The sequence below is a fragment of the Pandoraea sp. CB10b_02 genome (genome assembly GCF_002216225.1).
Classification (GTDB): domain Bacteria; phylum Pseudomonadota; class Gammaproteobacteria; order Burkholderiales; family Burkholderiaceae; genus Pandoraea; species Pandoraea nosoerga.
Genome location: NZ_NJGW02000009.1, coordinates 1 through 15,859 on the forward strand (window position 1 = coordinate 1; position 15,859 = coordinate 15,859).

The 15,859-nt window shown below is 66.1% G+C and carries 17 protein-coding genes; 3 read left to right on the forward strand and 14 right to left on the reverse strand.

Annotated features, from left to right (window positions below; translation table 11 throughout):
* From CDN36_RS11375 to CDN36_RS11430, 12 genes are all read right to left on the reverse strand, one after another.
* Nucleotides 1-149 (reverse strand): ureidoglycolate lyase (locus tag CDN36_RS11375; RefSeq protein WP_287496839.1); only part of this gene is annotated, 149 nt, incomplete at its 3' end.
* A 74-nt stretch (nucleotides 150-223) separates the two neighbouring features.
* Nucleotides 224-1,246: an allantoicase gene (gene alc, locus CDN36_RS11380; protein ID WP_150557514.1), complete on the reverse strand. Its 1,023-nt coding sequence runs from the start codon at nucleotides 1,244-1,246 to the stop codon at nucleotides 224-226.
* A gap of 93 nt (nucleotides 1,247-1,339) precedes the next feature.
* Nucleotides 1,340-1,873 (reverse strand): 2-oxo-4-hydroxy-4-carboxy-5-ureidoimidazoline decarboxylase, encoded by a 534-nt coding sequence (gene uraD / locus CDN36_RS11385; protein WP_502920359.1) that lies wholly within the window; start codon nucleotides 1,871-1,873, stop codon nucleotides 1,340-1,342.
* Nucleotides 1,874-2,001: 128 nt separating this feature from the next.
* Nucleotides 2,002-2,946: an allantoinase PuuE gene (puuE, locus tag CDN36_RS11390; protein ID WP_150555843.1), complete on the reverse strand. Its 945-nt coding sequence runs from the start codon at nucleotides 2,944-2,946 to the stop codon at nucleotides 2,002-2,004.
* Nucleotides 2,947-3,398: 452 nt separating this feature from the next.
* Entirely contained in the window at nucleotides 3,399-4,331 is a 933-nt protein-coding gene (ldcA, locus tag CDN36_RS11395; protein WP_287496841.1) for a muramoyltetrapeptide carboxypeptidase, read from the reverse strand.
* On the reverse strand, nucleotides 4,328-4,873 hold the full coding sequence (tadA, locus tag CDN36_RS11400) for a tRNA adenosine(34) deaminase TadA (RefSeq protein WP_287496842.1): 546 nt from the start codon (nucleotides 4,871-4,873) through the stop codon (nucleotides 4,328-4,330). The genes ldcA and tadA overlap by 4 nt, the downstream gene beginning before the upstream one ends.
* A 116-nt stretch (nucleotides 4,874-4,989) precedes the next feature.
* Nucleotides 4,990-6,309 (reverse strand): MFS transporter, encoded by a 1,320-nt coding sequence (locus CDN36_RS11405; RefSeq protein ID WP_150555845.1) that lies wholly within the window; start codon nucleotides 6,307-6,309, stop codon nucleotides 4,990-4,992.
* A gap of 102 nt (nucleotides 6,310-6,411) precedes the next feature.
* Nucleotides 6,412-7,215 carry a 2,5-didehydrogluconate reductase DkgB gene (gene dkgB / locus CDN36_RS11410; protein ID WP_150555846.1) on the reverse strand — a complete coding sequence of 268 codons (804 nt, stop codon included), beginning with the start codon at nucleotides 7,213-7,215 and terminating at the stop codon, nucleotides 6,412-6,414.
* A 192-nt stretch (nucleotides 7,216-7,407) separates the two neighbouring features.
* Nucleotides 7,408-8,079, reverse strand: coding sequence for a GntR family transcriptional regulator (locus tag CDN36_RS11415; RefSeq protein WP_287496774.1), 672 nt, complete (start codon nucleotides 8,077-8,079; stop codon nucleotides 7,408-7,410).
* Nucleotides 8,080-8,115: 36 nt separating this feature from the next.
* Nucleotides 8,116-8,988, reverse strand: coding sequence for a ParB N-terminal domain-containing protein (locus tag CDN36_RS11420; RefSeq protein ID WP_150555847.1), 873 nt, complete (start codon nucleotides 8,986-8,988; stop codon nucleotides 8,116-8,118).
* A gap of 256 nt (nucleotides 8,989-9,244) precedes the next feature.
* Nucleotides 9,245-9,859: an LON peptidase substrate-binding domain-containing protein gene (locus tag CDN36_RS11425; RefSeq protein ID WP_287496775.1), complete on the reverse strand. Its 615-nt coding sequence runs from the start codon at nucleotides 9,857-9,859 to the stop codon at nucleotides 9,245-9,247.
* A 19-nt stretch (nucleotides 9,860-9,878) separates the two neighbouring features.
* Nucleotides 9,879-10,817 (reverse strand): LysR family transcriptional regulator, encoded by a 939-nt coding sequence (locus tag CDN36_RS11430; protein WP_150555849.1) that lies wholly within the window; start codon nucleotides 10,815-10,817, stop codon nucleotides 9,879-9,881.
* A 216-nt stretch (nucleotides 10,818-11,033) separates the two neighbouring features.
* Between CDN36_RS11430 and CDN36_RS11435 the strand changes: the two genes are divergently transcribed.
* Complete coding sequence (locus CDN36_RS11435; RefSeq protein ID WP_287496776.1) at nucleotides 11,034-12,185, forward strand: MFS transporter; 1,152 nt, start codon at nucleotides 11,034-11,036, stop codon at nucleotides 12,183-12,185.
* A 7-nt stretch (nucleotides 12,186-12,192) separates the two neighbouring features.
* Here CDN36_RS11435 and gcvA read toward each other — a convergent pair whose 3' ends face one another.
* Nucleotides 12,193-13,125 carry a transcriptional regulator GcvA gene (gene gcvA / locus CDN36_RS11440; RefSeq protein ID WP_287496777.1) on the reverse strand — a complete coding sequence of 311 codons (933 nt, stop codon included), beginning with the start codon at nucleotides 13,123-13,125 and terminating at the stop codon, nucleotides 12,193-12,195.
* Between the two features lie 157 nt (nucleotides 13,126-13,282).
* Between gcvA and CDN36_RS11445 the strand changes: the two genes are divergently transcribed.
* Complete coding sequence (locus tag CDN36_RS11445; RefSeq protein WP_150555851.1) at nucleotides 13,283-13,987, forward strand: SDR family oxidoreductase; 705 nt, start codon at nucleotides 13,283-13,285, stop codon at nucleotides 13,985-13,987.
* Between the two features lie 269 nt (nucleotides 13,988-14,256).
* The gene (locus CDN36_RS11450; protein ID WP_287496778.1) at nucleotides 14,257-14,871 is read left to right on the forward strand and encodes a 3'-5' exonuclease; all 615 of its coding nucleotides are present in this window, start codon (nucleotides 14,257-14,259) and stop codon (nucleotides 14,869-14,871) included.
* A gap of 108 nt (nucleotides 14,872-14,979) precedes the next feature.
* Here the strand turns inward: CDN36_RS11450 and CDN36_RS11455 are convergent, their stop codons facing one another.
* The gene (locus CDN36_RS11455; RefSeq protein ID WP_150555853.1) at nucleotides 14,980-15,855 is read right to left on the reverse strand and encodes an SDR family oxidoreductase; all 876 of its coding nucleotides are present in this window, start codon (nucleotides 15,853-15,855) and stop codon (nucleotides 14,980-14,982) included.
* Nucleotides 15,856-15,859 lie beyond the last annotated feature (4 nt).

Below are 15,859 nucleotides of genomic sequence, written 5' to 3' on the forward strand. Positions count from 1 at the left end.
CCCAGATCCACCGTCGCCAAATCGTGATACCGCTCCGTCGTCCCGCCATTGATCGCAAAATGCTTCGCGCCCGACAACTCGATCACATCCCCAAACGGCGCGAACGCCTCTCGCGTCAATCGCGCTATCTTCAACGTCGGACCCGACATATCACGTTCTCCTTGTGTCTGCATGCGCTTTTCTTTTTCTCCTCGCAGCCGGTGCGAGGAGCGTTGGTCTGGCCTTATGCCGTCTTCTCGCTCAGGCGGCCCCACAGCCGCAGACGCGACACCCCGCCGTCCGGAATGATGTTGAAGCGAATGTGCGTGATGGCCCCCAGCTTCTGCACCGGCGCCTCGAAGACGAACTGCCTGTCCATCGCCAGCTTCTGCTCGGGCAGCAACACCGGCCAGAACATGGACTGGGTAATCAGCGACTGCTCGGTACCGCCCGTCACGTAGGCCGCCTGGATGGAGCACCGGTCCGGGAAATTCCCCTTGAAGTGCGCCGTATCGACTTCGATCTTCTCGATCTCGCCCGGCTGCGCCAGCGCGATGATGGCCCAGTCGTTGCCCGGCTCTCGCCGGCGGCGCGTCTCCCAGCCATCGCCCATGTTCACCCCGCGGCCCGGCATCAGCAGGTTCGACGCCAATCCGAAATGCTGGTTGTTCGCCGCCACGACGTACCCGCCGTTTTCCATTGCCACCAGATCGATCAGCGCGTCGCGCGAACGGTGGGCCCAGTCGCCCTGCGGCAAGCCGTACAGGCGCAGACGGGCCAGACCCCCGTCGGGATACAAGTTCACGCGCACGTGCGTCACCGCGCGCTGCTCGGCAATCGCGTGGTAGTGGTGCGCATTGCCCTGCAGGGTGGTCGAGGGCAGCAGTTCGAACCACTCGGCCGACGCGCAAGGATCGCCGCTCGGGCTGTAGCAGCCCTCGAGCGAGGCGGCCGGCGGGAAGTTGCCGGTGAAGTGGCTGGTGTCGAGGTCAACGCCGTAGAGCACGCCCGCGCGCGCGAGCTTGACCACGCACCAGTCGTAACCGTTCACGCGCTTGCGGCGCGTCTCCCAGCCGTCCATCCACTTGCCGTTCTCGTCATACTTGCCCGGAATGAAGACCGCAGGCTCGGGGTTGAGCATGCGCTCCTTGGCCGCGAAGAACTCGTCGCTGGCCTGCAGCGCCTGCGCGCCCAGACGCGGATCGGCCAGATTGACGTAACGGCGCACGAATTCCGGTGCGTTCGGATCTTGCGGGGCGAGGGCCATGCCAACTCCTTGATGCTCGGTAATGTCCTGAAACTGAACTTCGATTCTCTTGAAAACAATCCGGGCGACGTCTCGCCGCCCGATGGCAAGCGCTCAGTCGCTCACCAGGTCCTGCAACCGGAAACCCGCGATCCGGAAAATCTGGCGCAGGCACTCCTCGATTTCGTCGGCCCGGCTGTTCTCGAGCCGCTTCGCGAAGTTCTCGATGATGCTGCTGCGCGTATGCCCACGCACTGCCAGAATGTACGGAAAACCGAACTTGGCCTTGTACGCGTCGTTGAGCTCGGTGAGCCGCGCAAATTCCTCCGTGCTGCACTGGTCGAGACCCGCCCCCGCCTGCTCGCGCGTCGATTCGGCCGTCAGCTCGCCGCGCACCGCGGCCTTGCCGGCCAACTCGGGGTGCGCGCGAATGAGGTCGAGCTGCGGCCCCTCGCCCACGTTGATGACGGCCTGGCACATGGCGTCGTGCAATGCCGCCACCGTGGCGAACGGTCGGTCCTCCCAAGCCGCTTCGGCCACCCACGGGGAGTGCTCGAAAATGCCGTCGAGCGCGGCCACGAACTCGGCACGCGGCAACGCCGAAAGCTCGGCAACGGTACGTCGGGTCATAGGCAACGGGGCGTTCATTGACTGCTCTCCTGCAGAACATGGTGGCGCCCCGCCGCACGTACTCGCGCAGCCCGATGACGCCTGTCGGATTCAATCTGCTTTGACCGCCCGCCGTTTTCCCGGACGCGGCAGTCGCTCTCAACATCTCAGGCCGCCACGAACGGGTGGCGCTCCTGCCAGTGGCGCGCCACGTCGATCCGACGGCACACCCACACACGATCGTGCTTCTCGATGTGATCGAGAAAGCGCTGCAACGCCGCGAATCGGCCCGGACGGCCCAGCAGCCGGCAATGCATTCCGATCGACAACATCTTCGGCGCCTCGTCGCCCTCGGCATACAAGACGTCAAACGCATCACGCAGATAGTGGAAAAAGTGATCCGCCGTGTTGAAACCCTGCGGCGCGGCAAAGCGCATGTCGTTGGAATCGAGCGTATAGGGCACGACCAGATGCGGCTTCACTTCGCCTCGGCTCGTCTGCACCTGCGTCCAGAACGGCAGGTCGTCGCCATAGTTGTCGGAGTCGTACACGAAGCCGCCGTGCTCGACCACCAGCCGGCGCGTATTGGGACTGTCCCGGCCCGTGTACCAGCCCAGCGGCGCGCTGCCCGTCATCTCCTTGAAGATGTCGATGGCAATGCGCATGTGCTCGCGCTCGGTCGCCTCGTCGATGTTCTGGTAGTGAATCCAGCGCCAGCCATGACACGCGATCTCATGTCCGAGCTCCTGGAACGCGGCCGTCACCTCGGGATGACGCTGCATCGCCATCGCCACGCCGAACACGGTCAGCGGCAGACCACGACGCTCGAACTCGCGCAGGATTCGCCACACGCCGGCACGCGACCCATACTCGTAGATCGACTCCATGCTCATGTGACGCGCCTCATACGCTGCCGCGCCAATGATCTCGGACAGGAACTGCTCGGACGCCCGGTCGCCATGCAACACGCAGTTCTCGCCGCCCTCTTCGTAGTTCAATACGAACTGCACAGCAATGCGCGCACGCCCCGGCCAGTCGGCAAACGGTACGTGGCGGCCATAACCGACGAGGTCACGGGGATAGTCCTTGGCACTTCCGATGTTGCTGGCCATGATGTCCTGGCATCCTTCTGGTAGCGAAACGATCGATGAAGTTTAGCCAAATCCCCGAGCGCTAAACATAGCCATAATCAGATAGTCAGGCTGCGGCCAGACGTATAGTCGCTTGCGCAATGCACCATTTTTCGTCGCATTCCGCTGCATTCCGTCGCATTCCGTCCGCATGTCGCCCGCCCGGCCGCCCCTCACCGCGCCTTCACCGCCCCTCACCGCCCCCCACCGCTCTGTCGCCAGCCCCTCGCCCGTGGTGTTCAACGACGGCGTTACGCACCGCCACGTCCGGCACATGGACGCGTTCGAGCGATCAAACCCGGGCAAAGGCCGCCCCCCGACGGCAAAATTCGACGAAAACCGCGCCCCGTAAAAAAAGCACGCCGGGCCGTCGACTCGGCCCGGCGTGCCCCGGCATGGCAATGCGCTCGGTTTCCCGGCCTTCGGCCGGCCGTTCAGCTCGCGATATAGGGATATCCCGTGAGCGTGAGCGTGACCTGGGCTCCCGCCGTCTGCAGCCTCGCCTGTCCGCCGACCGGCAAGGTCAGCTTGTCGCGACAGTGGCCGAACGGCATATCGGTCACGATCGGGATGCCAACGACTCGCCGGACGTTCTCGATCATGGCCGCCATGTCGTAACCGTTGTCGTAGTCGCTCACGCGGTATTCGGAGAAGTCTCCCAGCACCAGGGCGCGCTGGCGCGCCAGAATTCCCGTCTGGTGCAACTGGTAAATCATCCGCTCCACCCGGTAAGGCGGCTCGTTGACGTCTTCGACGAACAGCACGCCGCCCTCGACCCTCGGCAAGTACCGCGTGCCGATGAGGCTGCACACCATTGCCAGGTTGCCGCCCCACAAGGGGCCCGCCACGTCGATGTCGCCGCTCGCCCCGTCGCCCGTCCATCCGACACTATGGCTGGGCGCGCCCAACACCGACCGGAACTGGCCGAGCGTAAAGTCGCTCGGCGTCTCGGCACCGAAGTCGGCCAGCAACATGGGCCCGGCGAACGTGGTGAGGTGCGCCTGCGACAGCAACGCGAGTTGCAGGGCCGTGAAGTCGCTATGGCCCACGATCGCTACCGGCGCTCCCGATAGCCGACGATGCAACCCCTCGTAGTCGAGGTGATCGAGCAGATGCACCGCCCCATAGCCGCCGCGCACGGCCAGCACGATGTCGGGCAACGGACGGTCGCCCCGCGCCAGTTGATTGATCTCGGCCACGCGCTCCGCGTCGGTGCCGGCAAAGCGCAAATAGCGACGCGCGAGCGCCTCGCGATTGCTGACGTTGTAGCCGAGCCGCTCGAGCATCTGCACGCCCCGCTCGGCCACTTCGGCGTTGGGCGCGTAGCCCGAAGGGGCAATCAGTTCGACAAGCCTGTTTTGCATCAGTTGGGGGATTCCGGAGTTGGGATTGCACCGGCGCCATCCGACTCGGACGCCGCCGGCGAGCGCCGCGCCTTCGCCGCCGCGCGCCGCTCACTGAAGAATTGTTGAAGCACGCCAACGCACTCATCGCGCATGAGGCCGCCGACGACTTCGGCATGATGGTTCAGACGGGGTTCCGCAAAGAGGTCGACCACGCTGCCGCACGCGCCCGTCTTGGGATCGGCCGCCCCATAGACGACCCGCCTGATACGCGCGTGCATGATCGCGCCCGCGCACATGACGCACGGCTCGAGCGTCACGTACAACTCGCATTCGGGAAGCCGGTAGTTGCCCAAGGCCTGTGCCGCCGCGCGAAGTGCCTGCATCTCGGCGTGCGCAGACGGGTCATGGCCGCCCACCGGACAGTTGTGGCCCACGGCCACCACCCGCCCGTCGCACACCACCACGGCGCCGACCGGCACCTCGCCCTTTGCCATCGCGGCGCGCGCCTGCGCCAGCGCTAAGCCCATGTAGGTCTCGTCGGTCGGAGGTAAATCTCGATTCATGAAACGTTGACGAAAAGCCGCCGTCCGCAGCCATCCCCGCAGGGCCGGCAACGCACGGCGCAATTGGCCGCTGTCGGCAATGCGTTATTCTCGCACGGCAGCCGTTACCGTTCACTTCATGACGCCATGGCCGCATCCGCGTCCGGCATGCCGCGCTTGCGGTACAGCACGAGCGTGGCAATCAGCCCGCACACGGCCGCAAAGGTCATCCACCAGCCGGGCGCCGCCTTGTTGCCCGTGAGCCCGATCAGGCCTGTCGCCACCGCCGGCGTGAAGCCACCGAACAATGCCGTCGCCAGGCTGTACGCCAGCGAAAAGCCCGCGGTGCGCACGTCGACCGGCATGATCTCGGTCAGCGCCACGACCATCGCGCCGTTGTAGCTGGCGTAGAGGAACGACAGCCACAACTCGACCAGCAGCATCTTGCCGAAGTTCGGCTGCACCACGAGCCATGCCATCGCGGGGTAAGCGGTCAGGATGGTCAGCACGGTAAACGCGATCAGCAATGGCCGGCGGCCGACTCGGTCGGACAACGCTCCCATCACCGGCAGCCAGAAGAAGTTCGACACGCCGACGCAAAAGGTAACGACGAGCGCATCGGTCGTGGAGAGCTTCAGCACGGACTTGCCGAAGGTCGGCGTATATACGGTGATGAGGTAGAACGACACGGTGGTCATGGCCACGAGCATCATGCCCGCAATGACGAGCCCCCAGTTTTGCACCATCGACCGGAATATCTCGCCCGTTCCCGGACGGTGCTTGCGCGCCAGAAACGCCTCGGTCTCCTGCAACGAACGCCGGATCATGAACAGCACCGGCACGATCATGCAGCCGATGAAGAACGGCACGCGCCAGCCCCAATCGGCCACCTGCGCCGGCGTGAGCCACTTGTTGAGCCAGTACCCGAGCAGCGCTGCCACGATGATCGCCACCTGCTGGCTGCCCGACTGCCAGCTCACGTAAAAGCCCTTGCGGCCCGGCGTCGCCATCTCGGACAGGTAGACCGACACCCCGCCCAGCTCCACGCCCGCCGAGAACCCCTGCAACAGCCGGCCGACAAGCACGAGAAACGGCGCCGCGTATCCGATAGTCGCGAAGCCTGGCACGAAGGCGATCAGGATGGTGCCCATCGCCATGATCGACAGCGTGACGATGAGCCCCTTGCGCCGGCCAATCCGGTCCACATACGCGCCAAGGATGATCGCGCCCAAGGGCCGCATCAGGAAGCCCGCGCCGAACGTCATGAAGGTGAGCATGAGCGACGCGAACTCGTCGCCCGACGGGAAGAACGTGGCGGAAATGTAGGTGGCGTAAAAGCCGAACAGGAAGAAGTCGAACATCTCCATGAAGTTGCCGCTGGTGACGCGAATCACCGTGGCAATCTTCGAGGGAGACGAATGCGGTACCGACGCGGGATTTGCGGGGCTGGCAGCCATGGTGCGTTCACCTCACCGGACGTGATGCCGCCCACGATAGCACCTGAGGCGAGGCGCGCGCATCAACTTTTCGCCAACGCCCGCCCGCCGCCGCTGGCTCGCTCAGTCCCAGGCCGGGGCGAGCGACGCCGGATTGGCCTGCCGGTCGTTGCGATCGAGCGTGGCGATCCGCGCCATCTCGTCGTCGCTCAGGCGCAACTCGCGCGCCTTCATGTTGCTCGCCAGATGCTCGCGCTTGGTCGACGACGGAATCACGGCATAGCCCTGCTGCATCGCCCACGCCAGCGCGACCTGCGCCGTGGTCGCACCATGCGCCTGGGCAATTCCGGCGAGCACCGGATCGCCCAGCACCTTGCCATAGGCGAGCGTCATGTAGGACGTCAGCGCAATATCCTGCGCGCGGGCAAACTCGGCGAGCTTGCGGTTCTGCAAATACGGGCTCAACTCGACCTGGTTGGTGGCCAGCTCGCCCGGCCCGACGATGCCCATAGCCTGCTGCAACAACGCAATCGTGAAGTTGGACACGCCGATGGCACGCGTCAGGCCCTGCTCGCGCGCCTCGCGCAATGCACCCAGATATTCGGCCATCGGCACGGCGTTGCCCGGCGACGGCCAGTGAATGAGCGTCAGGTCGACATGATCGGTGCCCAGCCTGGACAGGCTCTCCTTGAGGCTCGGAATCAGCTTGTCCTGCGCGAAATTGTCCACCCAGATCTTGGTCGTGAGGAACAGCTCGTCACGCTTGACGTTCGATACGGCCAGCGCTCGGCCGATGTCGGCTTCATTTTCATAGATCTGCGCCGTGTCGATGGCGCGGTACCCAAGCGCCAATGCGTTGGTGACGGCGTCGAAAACGGTCTGGCCCTTCAGGCGAAACGTGCCCAGGCCGAAGGCGGGAAGATTCATGGCTACCACTCCTGTCGAAAACGTCGCACAAGCCGCTCAACGTCGGTTGAACGGTGCGACCCAAAACCCCAGTGTGTCGAATTCCCACGAGCGGCAGAAGTCCCCACAAACGCACAATATTCGTGCCGTGAATTCACAAATGGAATGAACTTGATACACCCACGGAGCCAATCCGCGGTGAGGCGAACGCGCTCAGAGCGTGGCGCGGGAAAGGAAGCTGCTGTCCAGTCGTGCCAGCGCCTTGATTTCGTTGCGCGTGGCGAGGATGTGGGCTTCGAGCAGCGAAACGACCGCACCGACGTCGCGACGCCGGCATGCCGCCAGGATCTCGTAGTGGTCGTGCTGCGGCTTCTCCTTGCCGGTGGCCTGCGACATCGCGAGATGCGAGTACCGATCGGTGTTCAGGCAATACTCCTCGATGAGCATGCGCAAACGCCGGTTGTTCGCGGGCGCCGAGAGCGCCAGGTGGAAGCGCCGGTTGTATTCGGCCCACGCCGACACGACTTCCGAGGCCGAGTAGTCGGCCAGGATCTGTTCCATCAGCTGGAAGTCGCGTTCGGCCATGTTCGGCACCGCCAGCTTTGCCGCGTGGCATTCGAGCGCCACGCGGATGTCGAGCAATTCGCACAACTGCTCGAGGTTCATGCTCGCCACGGTTGCGCCGCGGTTCAGGTGATGCGTGACCAGCCCCTCGGCTTCGAGCTGCCGCAAGGCTTCGCGCACGGGAACGCGGCTGGCCTGGAAACGCTCGGCCAGCGCTTCCTGACGCAGTTGATACCCACCCGGGAGCACGCCGCTCAAGATCTCGTCTCGGAGCGTGTCGCGGATGACCTGATGGCGGGCTTGGGGTCCGGGAGTTCGCATGGCGCGATTAGAGCACACTTCGCGGCGGCACGCGCCTTACCTGCCGGCCCGCGCCTCGGCCAGCGCAATGCTCAGGTGCGCGACCTTTTTCTTGAGCGCGTCGCGCTCCGCGCTCACCGCCTTGAGCTCGCGAGCCAGACGGGCAAGTTCCTGCGCGGGATCGGCGCTCGTGTCCCACGGCGGCATGCCGTCGTCCTCTTCCGGCTCGACCGCTTCCTTTGCCTTGCGCGGCTTGGCGGGACGCGCCTCGCGCACCTGGCGCGCCAGCTCGCGCAGTTCCTGCTTGCCGGCCGCAACGGCCGCGACCTGCGCCGCTTGCGGCAACGTCGACACGGCAGCCGCTGCGTTGATCGACACGTCGCCGCGCTTGACCGCCTCCACCAGTTCGGGCGCGGCGGCGTTATGGATCCGCTCGATCTGTCCGAGCGTGTTGCTCGACAGGCGGGCCGCACGGGCGAGCGCCGCCCGCGTGAGCGCCATGGTGTGCGCCGTGGCAGCCTTCGCGCTGTCCTTCGGGGCGTGCGCGTCGGTCGATGCGACCTCCCCGGCGGCCGGCGGCGCCGTGGCAATCGCGGCCGTGCGCGCTTCCAGGATGGTCTTCTTGCGCAGCGCCAGGACCCCGCGCTGGTAATCCGACACGCTGCGACGCCCGAGGTGATTGTCGATCATCCACAGATGGACGTCCTCCATCGAGCGGAACGTTGTGTTCTGCACCGTCCGGAATTCGATGCCGTGCTTGCGGCAGATCTCGTAACGGTTGTGCCCGTCGACGAGTACGTCGCCCCAGAGGACCAGGGCGTCACGGCACCCTTCGGCCAACAGACTTTGCTCGAGTGCGGCGTATTCGTCAGGCGTGAGCGGGTCGATGTACGCCTTGAGTTCTTCGTTGATCTGGACTTGGACTGTCATGGTGTTCTGTGACGATGCTGCCGTGCGGCGACGCTGCACGCAGCGTGCCCGGTGAGGGCAGCAGAGAAACCGTTGCAGGCGGCATTATCGCCTGAGTTGTTGTCGCCGCGTTTTCGCCTGAGCCGTTGTCGCCCGAGTTGGCGAACCGGGGGCGCCGAAGCGCCCATGCAAGACGCGATGTCGCGCGGGCGGGAATGCGTTCGGGCCTTGCGCGAGGGCCGCAAGCGGTTGCCGACGCGTGCGGCGGCGCAAGCCCTCACGACAACACGCCGTGATCGGTGAGGAACGCCTGAATGCGTGCGAGGCGCGCGACGGGATCGGCCATGCCGAGCAACGTTTCCTTCTCGTGCGCGGGCAGCGGCAGCAGTTCGGCCCACCGGTCGGCGACCCAGCCGCACTCGTCGAGGCGGTAAGGCGGCGCCAGCGGCAACTTCGCAGCGCGTGCGGGATCGCGCTGCAGCCCCGCGATCAACTTGCCGAGCGTGTCGGCACTAATCTGCAGGCCGTCCGGGATCTCGACGGGCGCGTCGTCGGGCAGCATCTCGGCCTCGCCCATCCATAGCCCGTATTTACCCGGCTGCGCGCATGAAAGCCGGAACTTGGTCGTGCCGCGGCACACCAGTTCGAGCAGCGCGGGCATCGGCGCGCGCCAGTCGTCGATACGCGCCATCGTGCCGACCATCGCCGGCTCCTCGACGCTGTCGGGCAGCCTCACCTCGCTGCCCTGGCGCAAGACGACGACACCGAATTCGGTGCCGTCGGCAAGGCATCGCTTGATCATGTCGAGATAGCGCACCTCGAAGATGCGCAGATGCAACACCCCGGCGGGAAACAGGGCGTTGCCAAGCGGGAAGAGCGGGATCAGGGCCATGCCGTATCATGACACGAAGTCAAACCCCACACGCGCCGATATCGGGCCACCCGGCCGATTCCCGGGCGAACCGTTCGATCAGGAAGTCGAGCAGCGCCCGCACCCGCGGCACCATGTAGCGCGTGCGATGGCGCACGGCATACACTCCCGGCTCCTTCGCGATGTAGTCCGAGAGCAGTATCTTCAGCCGGCCGGCACGGACGTCGTGCGCCGCATCCCAGAGCGTCTTGCGCACGATGCCGCGTCCGTCGAGCGCCCATCGGCGCGCAAGCGTCCCGTCATTCGTCTCCCAGGCCTGCGCCATCGGCACGGTAAACGCCCACGTCGCCTCGCCCTTGCGGAAGTGAAATTCATTGAGCGGCCCCGCCGACGTCACCAGCACGATGAACTGATGCGCCGACAAGGCCTCCGGCGTGTGCGGCTCGCCATGCCGCGCGAGATAGTCCGGCGACGCGCACAGCACCCGGCACATCGGCGCGAGGCGCCGCGCCACGAGCGTGCCGTCGTCCGGCTCGCTGAAGCGGATGGCGAGATCGACGTCGTCCTGCACCAGATTGGACAGCGAATCGGTCAGCGTGAGCGACAGGCGCACGTCCGGATGACGCGCGATGAATTCGTCGAGCCACGGTGACAGCGTGTGCAGCCCGAAGTCGGTCGACGCCGATAGCCGGATCTTGCCGCGAATCGCCGCACAGCCCGCCTGCAGCGCCGCCTCGCCATCATCGATGGCCTGCAGGGCCACCAGGCAATGCGCGAGGTAGACCCGCCCCTCGTCGGTGAGACGCAATGCGCGCGTCGTTCGCACGAAAAGACGCGTCTGCAGCGACGCTTCGAGCTTGGCCAGACGCGCGCTCGCCGCCGCCGGCGAAAGGCCAAGCCTGCGCCCGGCGGCCGACAGGCTGCCCAGTGTTGCCGCACTCGTGAAAAGCCGCATGTCGCCCAATCTGTCAGTGGCCATTTTCTATCTGGATTTGAAAGTCATTCAATCTCACGACGGATTATCAAATATAGCGCGCGTTGGCAGACTACGTCACGTCGCCCCGGCCCGGGGCTTTCATTGGCAATCATGACCATGTCTTCTCCCTGCTCTCGCGCTACCTGCGTCGCGTCATCACAACGCGCCACCGCTGCCCGGACTGTCCCGGCTGCCGGCCCGGATGCGGGCAGCGAGGCCATGCCATGGGCTTCGCTCGTCGCGCTCATGCTCGCCACCTTCTGCGCCGCTGCCAACGAGACCGTGCCCGCCGGCTTGCTCCCGCAACTGGCCGACGGCTTTGCCGTCTCCGAATCGTGGGCGGGCCAACTCGTCACGCTGTGCGCGCTGGGCGCCGGCCTCGGCGCCGTGCCGCTCACCGCGCTGCTGCAACGCTGGTCGCGGCGCACGGTGCTCATCGCCGCCCTGCTCGGCTTCACCGCGTGCAATCTCGTCACCGCGTTCTCGACGCATTTCGCGATCACGCTCGCCGCGCGCTTCGTCGTCGGTCTCGCGACGGGCCTCGCCTGGAGCGAGATCGCGACGTATGCGCGTCGCCTCGTGAGTCCGGCGCGGCAAGGACGTGCGCTGGCTGTCGCGATGCTCGGCGTGCCGCTCGCGTTGGCGCTGGGTGTACCGATGGCCGCCCTGCTGGGCCACATGATCGGTTGGCGTTGGGTGTTCGGCGGGCTCGGCGCCTTCGCGCTCGTCCTCGCTGGCTGGATGCGATGGATCGTGCCCGACGTGCCGGGCGCCGCGCCAGGCACACGCGCCCCGGTTGGCGACGTGCTGCGGCTGCCGGGCGTGCGTGCGGTCCTCGCGGTCGTGATGCTGTGGGTGGTCGCGCATTACACCCTCTACACCTACATCGCACCGTTTCTCGCGTCGGCCGGCATGGGCGAGCGGCTTGCCACGGTGCTCTCGACGTTTGGCGTGTTCACGCTCGTCGGCTTGTGGGGAATCGGGCTGTGGGTGGACCGTTGGCTGCGGCGGCTCGTGCTGCTGGCGCTCGCGGCGTTCGTTGCCGTGATCGTCGCCTTCGGGGCGTGGCCCACGTGCCGGGTCGTGCTTGTCGCCGGGGCCGTGCTGTGGGGGCTGAGCTTCAGCGGCGCGCCAACGTTACTCCAGACGGCGCTCGGCAACGCGGCCGGCGCGCACGAGAACGTCGCGCAATCGATGCTCGTCACCGCGTTCAACCTGTCGTTCGCCGGCAGCGGCGTTCTCGGCGGCGCCGTGCTCTCGACCCTGGGGGCGGCTGCGCTGCCGCACGTACTGCTGCTCCTCGCGATCGCCGCATGGGGCGTCGCCTACCTTGCGCGCCGGCACGGGTTTGTACAGCGCGCCGGGCATTGACCGGTTCTCACCGCGCGCGCCCGCTTGCGCCCCCTTGCGTCCGCCGGTTCGCGGCGCGCGCCTGCCGCAGGAGCCGGCCCTGGATGTTCGCAATCTGTGCCGCATGGCGCGTGCGGCGCGGATACACGAGGTAGAAGCCAGCACCGGTGCGCAACGCCGTGTCGAAGAGTCGGATGAGGTGCCCCGCCGCGATGTCGGCAGCCACGAAATCCTGGTGCGCAAGCGCGAGCCCCTGGCCGGCAAGCGCTGCGTCGATCGCCAGCGCCGTCTGGTTGAAGCGGATGTTCTTGGCCGCATGCAGCGGGGCGTCGGGCATGGCGCGCTGGAGAAATTGCGGCCAGGCGTTGTGCGCATCGTGCAGCAACGCATGCCCGTGCAGGCCGCCGGCCTGTCCGGGATGTCCCGACGCGGCAATGACCTGCGGCGACGCCACGGCGATCTGCACCTCGTCGAACAGCGGCTCGACGACCAGACCGGCACCGAACGGCGGCCGCCCATAACGCACGGCGAGGTCCACGGCATCGGCCTGGAAATGCGAGAGCCGGTCGGTGGCGAGAATGCGCAGATCGATATCCGGATGCGTGTCGAGAAACGCCGGCAAACGCGGGACCAACCACTTGGCGGCAAACGTGGGCGTCACGCTGATCGTCAGCCGCAGCGGCTCGGGACGCAGCGCCTGCGTCGCCTCCGTGAGCAGTTCGAAGGCGCGTCGCACGCCCCCGGCATAACGGCGCCCGTTCTCGGTCAGGGACAGCGCACGCGGATGCCGCTCGAACAGTTTCATGCCGAGCTCGGCTTCGAGCGCGCGGATTTGCTGCGCGACCGCGCCTTGCGTCACGCCAAGCGCCTCGGCGGCAAGCCGGAAGTTCAGATGTCGGCTCGCCGCCTCGAAGGCGCGCAGTGCGTTGAGCGAGGGCAGTCGGCCGATGGTTTCCGTCATGGTGCGATCACGGTGTAGTTTTTCTACTGGATGATGTGTCGAAATCTGGTGCCCGTGGGGTGCGCTGCGATGTTACGCTGCTGCCCATGGATTTCTCATTGACGACAAGCGCCGGCGCGCCTGTGAGCGGATGCCGGCTTTCCCGGAGGATAGCAGCATGACAGTAGAAAAAGTCGCGTTGATTACGGCAGGCGGCAGCGGAATGGGCGCGGCAGCGGCACGGCGTCTGGCCGCCGACGGCTTCAAGGTCGGCATTCTGTCGTCGTCAGGCAAGGGCGAAGCCCTGGCCAACGCATTGGGCGGCGTGGGCGTGACGGGCTCGAACCAGTCCGGCGAGGCGCTGGCCAGGCTCGTCGACGCCGCTATGGCCCGCTGGGGACGCATCGACGTGCTGGTCAACAGCGCCGGGCACGGTCCGCGCGCACCGATCCTCGACATCACCGACGAGGACTGGCACCGCGGCATGGACACGTATCTGATGAACGTGATTCGTCCGACGCGGCTCGTCACGCCGATCATGCAGAAGCAGCGCGCGGGCGTGATCGTCAACATCTCGACGGCGTGGGCGTTCGAGCCGAGCGAGATGTTTCCGACGTCGGCGGTGTTCCGCGCCGGATTGGCCTCGTTCACGAAGCTGTTCGCGGACAAGTATGCGCCCGAGAACGTTCGCATGAACAACATCCTGCCGGGCTGGATCGACAGCCTGCCGCAGCAGGAAGCGCGTCGCGAGCGCGTGCCGATGCAGCGCTACGGCAAGGCCGAGGAGATCGCGGCGACAGTGGCGTTTCTCGCTTCGGACGGCGCTGGTTACATCACCGGCCAGAACATTCGGGTCGACGGCGGACTGACGCGCTCGGTTTGAGTGGCAGCACGGGGTCGAGCGTGACAGGTCCTGGCTGGCGCGGCGTGCGTCTCGAGTCCGATGGCGCCCGGGCCGGGCGTGTGGCGGCCCTGACCCGCGCGGCGCCTCGAAACGAGGCGGATATGGGCGCACCACAGGCCGGGATGTCACGGAATATCGGACCGGGCTCAGAGGGTCTGTAGAATCATGCATCGATTCGCATTGACCCATGTCGCGATCGCGTGGCGCGAATGCTTGCACACCGATCGCCGACGAACCTGAACCCCTGCATGCAGACCGTAGCAATCCTCGACTTCGAAACCACGGGCCTGTCGCCCGCTCAAGGCGAGCGCGCAACCGAGATTGCCGTCATCCTTTGGCGCGACGGCGAGATCGTCGATCGCTATCAGAGCCTGATGAATGCCGGCCGGCGGATTCCGTCGGACGTCGCGGCGCTGACGGGCATCACGAATGACATGATCGCAGCGGCGCCGCCCGCATCGAAAGTGATGCGAGAAGCCGCGGCGTTTGTCGGCGCGTGCCCGGTCGTCGCGCACAATGCCGGCTTCGACAAACGGTTCTGGCAAGCTGAATTGGCTTTGCTCGGCATGAGGGCCGATCACGCCTTTGCATGCACCATGCTCACGTCGCACCGCATCTACCCGCACGCGCGCAATCACCGGCTCTCCAGCCTTGCGCAGATGCTGTGCCTGCCGCAAACCGGACGCGCCCACCGGGCAATGGTCGACGCGGAAATGACGACACACCTCTGGCACCGTTTGCAGAACGACATCGGGCGCACGTATGGGCTCGCATACGTGGACCATGCGCTGATCTCGCGCGTGCAGACAACGAGCAAGGACAAGGTGCCCGCCATGCTGCGGGCGTTGGCGCAGTCCCGCTAACGTCTCTTGCGTCTGTCACGCCTGTCACGTCGGTTACGTCTGTCGGCCGGTCGGCAACAGGGACAGCGCGGCGGGTCCATGCAAAGCGGCGCACGGGCTTTGCGCGCCTTACGCGTCAACCCGTTCGAGATCGGCAATCAGACCCGGCCCCGTGGGGTTCCAACCCAGCGTTTTCCGCGTCTTCTCGCTCGAGGCCACGAGATCGAGGCCGGCGAATGTCGCCAACCAGCCGAAATGCGCCGGCGCCTCCTGCGCGGATATGGATCTGACGGGTACGTTTAACGCGCGGCCGATGGCATCGGCAATATCGAACATCCGCACCCCTTCTTCGGCCACCGCGTGATATTTCGCGCCCGCTTCGTTCTTCTCCAGCGCGAGCCGGTAAAGACGAGCGACGTCGGAGATGTGCGCCGCTGCCCAGCGGTTGCGTCCTTCTCCGACATAGGCGGACACGCCCTTCTCCCGCGCCACGGCAACGGCATAGGTCAGAAGCCCTTGCCGCGCCGTATCGTGAACTTGAGGAAGACGCACGATCGCGGCACGCACGCCCTCGAGCGAGAGCGCCGTCTGTTCAGAGACGCGGGGAAGCGGGTAATCAGGCGGCACGTCGTCGTCCTCGGTAGCCACCCGGCCCTGCCCGGTCAATCCGGCCGTACCCGCCGTGACGATGAGAAGCTTGTCCGACCCCGCGAGGACGGAGCCCAATGCTTCGATGGCGTGGCGATCGATCTCGCAGGACCGGGCGAAGTTCGACCAGTCGTGAACGAAACCCAGATGGATGACGGCGTCGGCCGCCGCTGCGCCGGCGCGCAGGCTGTCGACATCTTCGAGCGAGCCGCGATGAACCTCCGCGCCGATGGCCGCGAGGGATTTCTCGCCTTGCTCCGAACGCGCCATGCCAAGCACCTCATGGCCGGCAGCGATCAGGGCCTTTACGGTGGGAATGCCAACAAATCCGGTCGCACCGGTAACGAAAACACGCATGATC

Coding starts and splice junctions, on each gene's coding strand:
- uraD (WP_502920359.1), bottom strand. CDS start 1,873: ATGAACGCCCCGTTGCCTATGACCCGACGTACCGTTGCCGAGCTTTCG.
- CDN36_RS11455 (WP_150555853.1), bottom strand. CDS start 15,855: ATGCGTGTTTTCGTTACCGGTGCGACCGGATTTGTTGGCATTCCCACC.
- alc (WP_150557514.1), bottom strand. CDS start 1,246: ATGGCCCTCGCCCCGCAAGATCCGAACGCACCGGAATTCGTGCGCCGT.
- CDN36_RS11420 (WP_150555847.1), bottom strand. CDS start 8,988: ATGACAGTCCAAGTCCAGATCAACGAAGAACTCAAGGCGTACATCGAC.
- CDN36_RS11430 (WP_150555849.1), bottom strand. CDS start 10,817: ATGGCCACTGACAGATTGGGCGACATGCGGCTTTTCACGAGTGCGGCA.
- CDN36_RS11450 (WP_287496778.1), top strand. CDS start 14,257: ATGCAGACCGTAGCAATCCTCGACTTCGAAACCACGGGCCTGTCGCCC.
- CDN36_RS11425 (WP_287496775.1), bottom strand. CDS start 9,859: ATGGCCCTGATCCCGCTCTTCCCGCTTGGCAACGCCCTGTTTCCCGCC.
- gcvA (WP_287496777.1), bottom strand. CDS start 13,125: ATGACGGAAACCATCGGCCGACTGCCCTCGCTCAACGCACTGCGCGCC.
- puuE (WP_150555843.1), bottom strand. CDS start 2,946: ATGGCCAGCAACATCGGAAGTGCCAAGGACTATCCCCGTGACCTCGTC.
- CDN36_RS11435 (WP_287496776.1), top strand. CDS start 11,034: ATGCCATGGGCTTCGCTCGTCGCGCTCATGCTCGCCACCTTCTGCGCC.
- CDN36_RS11445 (WP_150555851.1), top strand. CDS start 13,283: ATGACAGTAGAAAAAGTCGCGTTGATTACGGCAGGCGGCAGCGGAATG.
- CDN36_RS11415 (WP_287496774.1), bottom strand. CDS start 8,079: ATGCGAACTCCCGGACCCCAAGCCCGCCATCAGGTCATCCGCGACACG.
- dkgB (WP_150555846.1), bottom strand. CDS start 7,215: ATGAATCTTCCCGCCTTCGGCCTGGGCACGTTTCGCCTGAAGGGCCAG.
- CDN36_RS11405 (WP_150555845.1), bottom strand. CDS start 6,309: ATGGCTGCCAGCCCCGCAAATCCCGCGTCGGTACCGCATTCGTCTCCC.
- tadA (WP_287496842.1), bottom strand. CDS start 4,873: ATGAATCGAGATTTACCTCCGACCGACGAGACCTACATGGGCTTAGCG.